The organism is Microbacterium sp. PI-1 (assembly GCF_004337555.1).
Lineage (GTDB): Bacteria > Actinomycetota > Actinomycetes > Actinomycetales > Microbacteriaceae > Microbacterium > Microbacterium aurugineum.
This window is the reverse complement of the sequence record NZ_SJYZ01000019.1, coordinates 48,511-57,916: the sequence shown is the minus strand read 5'-3', so window position 1 is coordinate 57,916 and position 9,406 is coordinate 48,511. Positions and strand designations below refer to the sequence as shown.

13 protein-coding genes are annotated in these 9,406 nt (G+C 69.7%); 6 read left to right on the top strand and 7 right to left on the bottom strand.

What is annotated here, in order from left to right; translation table 11 throughout:
* Positions 1 to 449: Lrp/AsnC family transcriptional regulator (locus tag E0W80_RS14785; RefSeq protein WP_131493578.1), on the bottom strand; the 449-nt coding region annotated here is incomplete at its 3' end.
* Positions 450 to 561: 112 nt separating this feature from the next.
* Between E0W80_RS14785 and E0W80_RS14780 the strand changes: the two genes are divergently transcribed.
* Positions 562 to 1,776, top strand: coding sequence for a PLP-dependent aspartate aminotransferase family protein (locus tag E0W80_RS14780; RefSeq protein WP_131493576.1), 1,215 nt, complete (start codon positions 562 to 564; stop codon positions 1,774 to 1,776).
* 17 nt (positions 1,777 to 1,793) lie between these two features.
* Here the strand turns inward: E0W80_RS14780 and E0W80_RS14775 are convergent, their stop codons facing one another.
* On the bottom strand, positions 1,794 to 2,267 hold the full coding sequence (locus E0W80_RS14775) for a hotdog domain-containing protein (protein WP_052193822.1): 474 nt from the start codon (positions 2,265 to 2,267) through the stop codon (positions 1,794 to 1,796).
* Positions 2,268 to 2,391: 124 nt separating this feature from the next.
* On the opposite strand from E0W80_RS14775, the gene E0W80_RS14770 reads away from it, so the two are divergent.
* Together E0W80_RS14770 and E0W80_RS14765 are read left to right on the top strand one after the other, a co-directional pair.
* Complete coding sequence (locus E0W80_RS14770; RefSeq protein WP_131493575.1) at positions 2,392 to 3,006, top strand: ATP-dependent Clp protease proteolytic subunit; 615 nt, start codon at positions 2,392 to 2,394, stop codon at positions 3,004 to 3,006.
* Entirely contained in the window at positions 3,003 to 3,593 is a 591-nt protein-coding gene (locus E0W80_RS14765) for an ATP-dependent Clp protease proteolytic subunit (RefSeq protein ID WP_047524369.1), read from the top strand. The genes E0W80_RS14770 and E0W80_RS14765 overlap by 4 nt, the downstream gene beginning before the upstream one ends.
* A 48-nt stretch (positions 3,594 to 3,641) precedes the next feature.
* Here E0W80_RS14765 and E0W80_RS14760 read toward each other — a convergent pair whose 3' ends face one another.
* From E0W80_RS14760 to E0W80_RS14745, 4 genes are all read right to left on the bottom strand, one after another.
* Entirely contained in the window at positions 3,642 to 3,974 is a 333-nt protein-coding gene (locus tag E0W80_RS14760; protein WP_131493573.1) for a helix-turn-helix transcriptional regulator, read from the bottom strand.
* Positions 3,975 to 4,038: 64 nt separating this feature from the next.
* Positions 4,039 to 4,512: a MarR family transcriptional regulator gene (locus E0W80_RS14755; RefSeq protein WP_131493571.1), complete on the bottom strand. Its 474-nt coding sequence runs from the start codon at positions 4,510 to 4,512 to the stop codon at positions 4,039 to 4,041.
* Between the two features lie 29 nt (positions 4,513 to 4,541).
* Positions 4,542 to 5,201, bottom strand: a complete 660-nt coding sequence (gene ribA / locus E0W80_RS14750) for a GTP cyclohydrolase II (RefSeq protein ID WP_131493569.1) — start codon at positions 5,199 to 5,201, stop codon at positions 4,542 to 4,544.
* A gap of 60 nt (positions 5,202 to 5,261) precedes the next feature.
* Positions 5,262 to 6,143 carry a DMT family transporter gene (locus E0W80_RS14745; RefSeq protein ID WP_131493588.1) on the bottom strand — a complete coding sequence of 294 codons (882 nt, stop codon included), beginning with the start codon at positions 6,141 to 6,143 and terminating at the stop codon, positions 5,262 to 5,264.
* Positions 6,144 to 6,316: 173 nt separating this feature from the next.
* Between E0W80_RS14745 and E0W80_RS14740 the strand changes: the two genes are divergently transcribed.
* Positions 6,317 to 7,156, top strand: coding sequence for a sulfurtransferase (locus tag E0W80_RS14740; protein ID WP_131493567.1), 840 nt, complete (start codon positions 6,317 to 6,319; stop codon positions 7,154 to 7,156).
* Here the strand turns inward: E0W80_RS14740 and E0W80_RS14735 are convergent.
* Positions 7,144 to 8,067 carry a hypothetical protein gene (locus E0W80_RS14735; protein ID WP_131493565.1) on the bottom strand — a complete coding sequence of 308 codons (924 nt, stop codon included), beginning with the start codon at positions 8,065 to 8,067 and terminating at the stop codon, positions 7,144 to 7,146. The two genes, E0W80_RS14740 and E0W80_RS14735, sit on opposite strands and share 13 nt — an antisense overlap.
* 303 nt (positions 8,068 to 8,370) lie before the next feature.
* Here E0W80_RS14735 and E0W80_RS14730 point away from each other — a divergent pair, with 303 nt between their 5' ends.
* Both E0W80_RS14730 and E0W80_RS14725 read left to right on the top strand, forming a co-directional pair.
* A complete protein-coding gene (locus tag E0W80_RS14730; protein WP_131493563.1) occupies positions 8,371 to 9,021 on the top strand; it encodes an acyl-CoA synthetase in 651 nt (216 codons plus the stop codon).
* Positions 9,018 to 9,374: a hypothetical protein gene (locus E0W80_RS14725; RefSeq protein ID WP_047524192.1), complete on the top strand. Its 357-nt coding sequence runs from the start codon at positions 9,018 to 9,020 to the stop codon at positions 9,372 to 9,374. The genes E0W80_RS14730 and E0W80_RS14725 overlap by 4 nt, the downstream gene beginning before the upstream one ends.
* The last annotated feature ends 32 nt before the right edge of the window (positions 9,375 to 9,406 follow it).

The following is a 9,406-nucleotide window of genomic DNA, read 5'->3' as shown; positions in this document are numbered from 1 at the left end:
GGGCCGTCGCGCAGTTCGAAGACGAGCTGGGTCTCGGTGCCGCGCACGACGGGATGGACGGTGATGTGCTCGAGGACGATGTCGCGGAGCGCCGTCGCGTCCTCCACGGCCACATGCACGAGGAAGTCGTCGACGCCGGCGACGTGGAACACCTGCAGCACACGCGGGACGCCGGCGAGAGCATCGAACAACGCCGTCACCTTGTCGCCCGTGTGATTCGCGAGCCGCACCTTGATGATCGCCTGCAGCGGGAAGCCCAGGGCCGCGCCATCCACACGGATGCGGGTGTCGCGGATCACCCCGCGCTCGCGCAGGGAACGCACGCGATGCGCGCACGTCGACTCGGCGAGACGCAGGCGGTGCGCCAGGGCTTTGTTCGTGATCTCGGCGTCGCGGGTGAGGACCGCGAGCAGTTCGAGGTCGGTCTCATCGAGTTGTGCTTTCGCCAACCTTCGGCTCCTTCGTCGGACGGATCCTGCACAGGATAGCGAAACAGCCTCGATTCATGGTGGATCCTGTCGACTTCCTGCAAAAGTGCCGCGATTCCGGCAACGTGGAGGGATGACTGCACCGTTGCATCCCGACACCGTCGCCGTCCACAGCGGCCGTTCCGACCTCGAGGGTCTCGGGGTGCACGCGTTGCCGATCGACCTGTCGACGACCAATCCGCTCCCCGACATCGAGCGCGGGGGTGACTCGTACGAGGCCATGGCCACAGGTGGCCGCCCGCCGGCGGACGGCAGCATGGTCTACGCCCGGCTCTGGAACCCCACGGTCGCCCGGTTCGAAGACGCTCTGGCCGAACTCGAGCACGCCGAGGCCTCGGTCGCGTTCGCCTCGGGGATGGCGGCGATGACAGCCGTGATCCTCGCGCACACCGGCGCGACGGGCGCACGCCACGTGGTCGCGGTGCGTCCGCTCTACGGCGGCACCGATCACCTGCTCGGCTCCGGACTGCTCGGCGTCGAGACCACGTACTGCCATCCCGACGAGGTCGCCGCCGCCGTGCGTCCGGACACCGGCCTCGTCGTCGTCGAGACCCCGGCGAACCCGACCCTCGACATCGCCGACATCGCCGATGTGGTGCGCCAGGCCGGGTCGGTGCCGGTCGTGGTCGACAACACGTTCGCGACCCCGGTGCTTCAGAACCCGATCGATCTGGGCGCCGCGATGTCGTTGCACAGCGCCACCAAGTACCTCGGCGGCCACGGCGATGTGATCGCCGGTGTCGTCGCCTGCAGCGAAGAGACCGCGGAGGCGCTGCGCCGCGTGCGGGCGGTGACCGGGGGGCTCCTGCATCCGCTCGGGGCGTATCTGCTGCACCGCGGCCTCACGACCCTGCCGGTGCGGGTGCGGCACCAGCAGGGGAGTGCGCAGCGGGTCGTGCAGTGGCTGATCGACCGGCCGGAGGTCGCCGAGGTCTTCTATCCCGGGCTCGACGGCGATCCGCGCGGCATCCTGGAACGGCAGATGCGCGGCACGGGGGCGATGATCGCGATCCGGATGCGGGGCGGATTCGCTGCCGCCTCCGCCGTGACGACGGCGACGAGGTTGTTCACCCATGCCGTCTCGCTCGGCGGCGTGGACTCGCTGATCCAGCACCCGGCGGCGCTCACCCACCGGCCCGTGCCCCCCGAGGCCCGCCCGGCTGCCGATGTGCTGCGGCTGTCGATCGGGTTGGAGGACGTCGATGACCTGATCGCGGATCTCGCGCAGGCCTTCGCCGTCGCCGATTCCTCCCGCAGCGGCGCGCCGGCAGAGGCCGTTCCCGCGTAGCCGCAGGGGGATCCGCGTCAGAGCGAGGGCAGGCGGATCGTCCCGGTCGCGATGCGCTCGGTCGGCATCCGATCGCGATCGTAGGTGATCTCGTGGTAGCCGTGCGGGGTGGGCACCCCGTCGTCGTCCAGGCTCACGAACACGATCTTCTCGATCGTCAGGATGCGCTTGCGGGTGATCATGTTGCGAGCCACGGCGCGCATCGTCAGGGAGGTCGTGCCGAAGTGCGTCGCTTGCAGGCCGATCTCGATCAGGTCGCCCTGCACCGCGGAGGCCTCGAAGTTGATCTCCGAGATGTGCTTGGTGACGGCGCGATAGTTGCCGAGCTGGACGATCGCGTAGATCGCCGCCTCCTCATCGATCCACTTCAGCAGGCTCCCGCCGAACAGGGAACCGTTCGCATTGAGGTCTTCCGGGCGCACCCACTTGCGGGTGCGGAAGTTGAGTCCGTCTTCCGACCACTGCCAGGCCGGTGCCTTCTGCTTCGCCATGAGCTCGAGGGTAGGGGTGCCGTGAGTCGGCGATGTTACGGCGCGTTTTCGACATCTGCTCAGGGCAGAGCCGCCCACGGCAGAATCCCGCCGGACGCGGCACGCGAGAGCGGAAGCTGGGGGCATGAGCGAAGACAACCCCATCCCGCACTTCGGCCCCGAGGCCCGGCGTGCGCTGTTCCACGAGCGGGTGCTCGTGCTCGACGGCGCGCTCGACGATGACAACGGCACCCTGCTCATGACGCAGCTGCTCGCACTGTCGTCCGAGGACCCCGTCGCCGACATCGCCCTCTGGATCCACTCGCCCGGCGGCTCCGTGCCGTCCATGCTCGCGATCCGCGACCTCATGCGACTCGTCCCGAACGACGTCGCGACCCTGGCCCTGGGCCTCGCCTGCAGTGCGGGGCAGTTCCTGCTCTCCGCGGGCACGCCGGGCAAGCGACGCGCCCTCCCGCACGCGCGCATCCTGATGCATCAGGGGTCCGCGGGGATCGGCGGGTCCGCCGGCGAGCTCGAGACGCAGGCCGACGATCTGCGCCACATGCGTGACACCGTGCTCGGACTCATCTCCGCGGACACGGGGCAGCCCCTCGAGCGCATCTTCGAGGATTCGCTCCACGACCGCTGGTACACCGCGACGCAGGCGCAGGAGTACGGGTTCATCGACGGGATCGTGGCTTCGATCGCCGAGGTGATGCCGCGACGACGCCCGCGGGTCGGACTGGGGGCGGACGCATGAGCAGTTACACGATCCCGAACGTGATCGCGCAGCATCCCCGGGGGGAGCGGGTCATGGACGTGTACTCGCACCTCCTCGCCGAGCGCGTCATCTATCTCGGCACCGGCATCGATGCGGGCGTCGCCAACGCGCTGATCGCCCAACTGCTGCACCTCGACGCCGACAGCCCGGAGTCCGGCATCCAGTTCTACATCAACAGCGAGGGCGGCGACCCCGGAGCAGCGCTGGCGATCTACGACACCATGCGGCACATCCGCCCGCGCATCGCCACGACGTGTGTCGGACAGGCGATCGGACCCGCAGCGCTGCTCGTGGCCGCGGGAGAATCCGGGGAGCGAGCCGCCCTCGCGCACGCGCGCATCGTGCTGCATCAGCCCGCGGGACAGTCCCGAGGTGCGATCCCCGACCTGATCCTCGCGGCGGACGAGGTGGTGCGGGTGCGCTCCGACATGGAAGGGATCCTCGCCGAGCACACGGGTCGCACGGTTCCGGAGCTGCGCGCCGACACCGACCGCGACCGGGTCTTCACCGCATCCGCCGCCCGGGACTACGGCCTGATCGACACCGTGCTGGGCGCGCGCACCTGACGACCCCCTCGGACGCACGCTGCCGGACGGATGGCTGACGCGCGCAGCTCAGGCGGCGAGAGCGAAGGCGCCGTGCGGGACCGTGGTGGTCGCGCGGAGTTCCTCGGCGACGGCGCTCGTGAGCTCGATCAGGCTCGTGTCCAGAGCCCCCGCGATGGCGGCGATCATCTCGCTCGACGGCTCCTTCAACCCGCGCTCGACCTCGGAGAGGTATTGCGGCGAGAGGCCGGCCTTCTCCGCGGTGGCGGTGAGTGTCTCGTCGCGGTCGTGTCGACGTCGGCGCAGCTGGTCGCCCAGGAGGTGTCGCCACAGGGGCTCGGGTCCGTGGGGCTGTGGACGGTCGGAACGAGGAGTGCGCGGGAACGGGACGATGTCGGCCATGCCTCACGATAAACCGGGGTCTCCGGAGGCTTCGAGCGGTTCTGCTCAGAGCAGAACCCGACCTTTACAGGGCTGCGGTGACTCCCGGCAGCAACTTGCCGAGGATCGCCCCGAGCTGGTCGCGCTCTTCGGGGGTGAGCGGATCCAGCACCAGTTCGCGCACCTGCTCGACGTGCACCGGAGCCGCCGTGCGCAGCATCTCCCGACCGGCAGGGGTGAGAGCGGCCGAGAGGGTTCGCTTGTCGGTGCTGCAGGACGTGCGCTCGACCCAGCCGCGCTCCTCGAGCGAGTCGAGGGCATGGCTCAGGCGTGAGCGGCTGAGCCCCGCGATGCGCGCCAGCTCGGTCATCGTGACGATGCCGTCCCCCTGCCCGGCGAGTGTGACGAGGATGGCGTAGCGGGCGTGGTTGAGGCCGACCTCCTCCTTGAGGGTGCGGTCGAGCACCTGCGGGAGGAGCTGGACGAACCGGATGATGGGGAGCCAGGTGTCCATCTCGGTGTCGTCGAGTCGCCGCGGCTGCTGCTGCTCCGCCGTCATGGTGTCCTCCTCGGATGTCACGCCGGGTGTCACGCCGCCGACAGGTCGAGCGTGTGCGCCGTGTGGTCCCTCTTGGCCTGCAGGTAGCGCGAATTGGACTCCGACAGGTGCACCTCGGTGCGCACCCGCTCGGTCACGCGGATGCCGAGTGCTTCGAGCTGCACGGCCTTGTCGGGGTTGTTGCTGAGCAGGCGGATGTCGTCGACGCCGATCGCGTTCAGCATCTGGGCGGCCACGGTGTAGTCGCGCTCGTCCTCACCGTGTCCCAGGGCGACGTTCGCCTCGTAGGTGTCCAGCCCCGCGTCCTGCAGGGCGTAGGCGTCGAGCTTGGCGTAGAGGCCGATGCCCCGACCCTCCTGTCGCAGGTAGAGCAGGAAGCCGCCGTCCTCCGCGATCCGCTCCACGGCTTCGCGCAGCTGGGGGCCGCAGTCGCAGCGCTCCGAGCCGAACACGTCGCCGGTCAGGCACTCGCTGTGCGGGCGTACGAGCGGGGCCTCCCCGCCCTCGGTCGCGCGTTCGAGCGCTGCACGCCAATCGCCGAGTCCGAGCAGCAGGTGCTCGCGGCCGTCGATGAGCCCGTCGAAGGTGATGACGTCGGCGGTCGTGGAGAAGCCGTCGCCGAAGCGCAGCGGCACCCGGACGCGCGTGCGCTCCGTGGCGACCGGAGCGACGGTTGAAGTTTCAATCATGCCGGGTGCAACGCGCAGTCCAGCGGAGTATTCCCCGACCCTCGGATGTCTCCTGGTTGTCTACCTGTCAGGCGGGCGTTCCGCCGGAGTGCGCCGCACGAGCTTCAGCTCGCTCGCGAGGATCCCGAGCACCACGAGTGCCCCGCCGATGAGTGCGGTCACAGGCAGACGCTCCCCGGCGATGCGTCCGATGACGCCGGCCCACACCGGCTCACCCGCGTAGATGATGGTCGCGCGCGTGGGGGAGACCGACTTCTGCGCCCAGTTCATCGTCAGCTGGATCAGACAGCTCGCCGCTCCGAGGCCGACCGCGCAGCCGACCCAGATCCACGAGAACTCCGGCACGCCCTCACCCACCACGGGCATCGTGAGCAGCCCCAGCACGCCGGCCGTCAGCAGCTGGATCACCGTGATGCGGCCGAGATCGACCTTTCCCGCGAAGAGGCTGATCAGGATGATCTCGGCGGCGATCGGCAACGTGCTGATCATGGTCACGACCTCACCGGTGCCGAGGGTGAGCGCGAAGGCGTCGGGCCCGGCGATGAACAGCAGTCCCACGAACGCCAGCCCCGCGCCGACGAAGGCCATGACCGGAGGACGCGTGCGGAACACGGCCCACTGCGCGAGCGGGACCAGGGGCACGTACATCGCGGTGATGAAGGCGGAGGTGCTGCTGTCGATCGTCTGCAGCCCCTGCGTCTGCAAGCCGTAGCCGAGGTAGATCATCACCCCGATCGCCACGCCCGCGCCGACGTCGCGCCACCGGATCCCGCGCAGCACCCGGCGGAAGATCACGACGCTGATCACACCCGCGATCAGGAAGCGGATGCCCACGAAGAACCAGGGTCCGGAATGGTCCATCGCCCAATGCACGAGCAGGAAGGTGCCGCCCCAGACCGCGGTGATCGCGAGGAGCGCGGCCTCCTCCGGGCGGAACCGCATCCAGCGAAGTCGAGAGGGCATCGTGGGCCCTTTCTCGACGTTGCCGGATCGAGCCTAGTGGCCGGAATCCTCTTTCGAATCGCGCAAATGGTCCGATTCCGGCGCCGGATGCGGCCATTCACGCGATTCGAAGGTGAGGACGGGGTGACCCGAGGATTCGGTAGCCTCGCAGCATGAGCGACTTCGTGAGTGCCGTCGAGCTGAACGACCTGTTGACCCGGGGTGCACCGGTGCGCGTGATCGATGTGCGGTGGCGGCTGGATCGCCCGGAGACGGGGCACGACGACTACCTCACGGGGCACATCCCCGGCGCCGTGTTCGCCGCGCTCGACACGGAGCTCTCCACCCACGGAGAGCCCTCGGACGGACGGCACCCGCTGCCGTCGACGGCCACGCTCCAGGCCGCGGCCCGGCGCTGGGGTGTCCGCGTGGGCGACACGGTGGTCGCCTACGACGATGCCAAGGGCACGGCGGCGGCGCGCGCGTGGTGGCTGCTGCGGCAGGCGGGGGTCGACGTGCGCGTGCTCGCCGGCGGCCTCCGCGGGTGGCAGGCCGAGGGGTTCGAGGTCGCGACCGATGACGTGAGCCCGGAGCCCGGCGACGTGGTCCTCGAGGAGATCGGGCGCGATGCCCTCTCGATCGACGAGGCGGCGGCGTTCCCGGAAGCCGGAGTCCTGCTCGACGTGCGCGCCCCCGAGCGGTACCGCGGCGAGACCGAGCCGCTCGACCCGGTGGCCGGTCACATCCCGGGCGCGCGCAACCTGCCGACCACGCTCCACCTCGACGACCAGGGGAGACTCCTCGACACCGATACCGTGCTCGCCACCCTCGCGGCGGTCGGGGTGACCCCGGGTACGCCGGTGGCTGCGTACTGCGGTTCGGGCGTGACCGCCGCCCACACCGCGCTGGTCCTGCACGAGGTGGGGATCGAGGCGAAGGTGTTCCCCGGATCCTGGAGCCAGTGGTCGAACACCCCTGGCCGCCCGGTGGCGACCGGCGATCAGCCGGGCTGATCCTCGCGGGGTCCGTATCCCCAGCGCAGGCCGAGCGCACCGGGGCCGAACGCCCGGCGCACCAGGTGCACCGAGGTGCCTCGGGGTGGCGGCAGCGGTGTCAGGGTCACGCCTTCAGGGGTCTCGAGGTGCTCCTCGCACCAGTCCGGGATCGCGTCCGGATGGAAACGGGTCCACACCAGCAGTTCCCGGGCCTTCTGGGCCAGCGCGTGCCCGGTGTCGCGCGTCTCCGGGTAGTCGGGCGGATACTCCGCCGACCACTCGACCATCGCGGTGTCCGGGGCCGTCAGCGGGATGTCAAGCTCGAACAGCACCCCGTGGACCTCGCCATCGGGGTGGGAGTACCGTGCGGCGATCCTGCCTCCGGAGACGGCCTCGATCACGGGTGCGGGCGTGCGAACCCCGGGAGTGATCTCCAGGAACGGGATCGCCGTGATGGTGCCGACCGTGGACTGCACGATGCTGCGGGTGACGCTGTAGGCGATGTTGCCGTCGGCCCCGACATCCGTCACCGAGTGCGTCGTGAGCTCTCGGGAGGTGTCGGGATACGACGCACCGAGCGCCTGGAACGCGTCCATGACCGCGCGCTCGAGCTCTTCCTCATCGATCGGGAACTGATTGGGCCCGAGCGGTCCCGTGCGGTTCGTCGACCGGAGAAGCCTGCTCAGGGCCCCGGCCTCGAGTCGGAGGAGGTCCTCGATGTCGGCGAGTGCGGCGAGCGACTGCACGCCCTCGGGGTGCCGGGCGCCGGAGCGCCAGTAGCTCAGGGTGGCCATCGAGACGCGGTTCCCGCGTGCGTTGAGCTGTTGCTGCAGCCAGGAGAGGGTCACGTCCCTGGCGTTGATCGCATCGCGCAGCGCTCCCGCGAATGCATCGGATCCGGATCTGCGCGCGTCATATTCGTAACTCATCACAGCCCCCATCCGGTATGTGAAGCCCACCGTCCTAGAGTGAGCATACGACCGCACGCGCATACCTCAGGGGACCGGGTGGGCATGTGGGGTCACTTGGCCGTCGTCGCAGGTAGGGTGCCCGACCGTGCGAAGACCGGCCTGACGCAGTGATGCCCCCCTTGCTGCGTACGTCGTGAAGCCCGGCAATCGATCTGGGGAGATCCGCCGGGCTTCACGAAACCTCCTCCGCACGCCGCGGGCGCGGCGGCTCTGCGCCCCCGCGTAGACTGGGAGCAACACCCCGGAGGACTCTGGATCGTCATGTCTGCCCCTGCTCGCGCATTCACCATGCGCCACGTGCAATTGCTGCGCGCACTGTTCGCCGCCGTCGCCGCCCTGATGATCACCTTCTCGTCGGACCACTCCGCTCCCGTCGGTCTCTCGGTGTTCAGCGGCTTCGTCTTCGTCACCGCGCTCATCCAGCTGCTGGCCGCGTGGCTGGTGCTCCCCGCGGGGTCCCGCTGGCCGTACATCCTGCTCGGCGTCCTCGGCACCCTCGCCGGCGCCGTGAGCGGCATCCCGGCCTGGCGCTCCGATGACCTGTTCTTCATCGTCGTCTCGACCTGGGCGATCCTGAGCGGCGGCATCGAGTTCCTCGCCGGCATCCGCTCTCGTCGAAACGCCGATCCGCTGTCCCGTGATGCGATCACGGTCGGCGCGCTGGGGGTGCTGCTCGGGATCGTGCTGCTGCTGATCCCGGCCGGCTTCGTCCAGGAGTACACGATCGAGAAGGCCGGCACGTTCGTGTTGTCCGGCATCATCCTCGGCGTCGGGATGTTCGGTGGGTACGCGGCGATCCTCGCCGTCTTCCTCGGCATCGCCGGCCTCACCCCGAAGCGAGTGGACACCGTCACCGCGGTCTCCGAATCGAACGACGACACCGCCGCTGCGGAGCACGGAGGAACGCGATGAGCGACGAGAAGCCCACCCGTCGGGACATCCTGCGCCCGCTGCACCTGCTGCTGATCGCGCTGGGTTGCGGCGTCTTCGCCATGGTCGTGACCCTGGTCTCGACCGGAGCCTTCACCGCCAGGGTGAACACGGCGATCGCGAACGGCAGCTATGACGGGCTGACCCCGGTGGCGCTCGGCCTCGTGGTCGGCGGTGGCGCGTTCATCGTCACGCTCCTGATCCTCGCGATGCTGATCCTGGCGGTCGACCCCGCCGATGTCACCAAGACGATCGACCGTCCGGTGCTCTACGACGACCCGGAGCCCGAGGGCGAGGCGGACGGCGAGCAGCCCGGCCGCGCGGCTTCGTCGTGACCGTCGGGCGTGCGGCATCCCCTGCTGTTCCG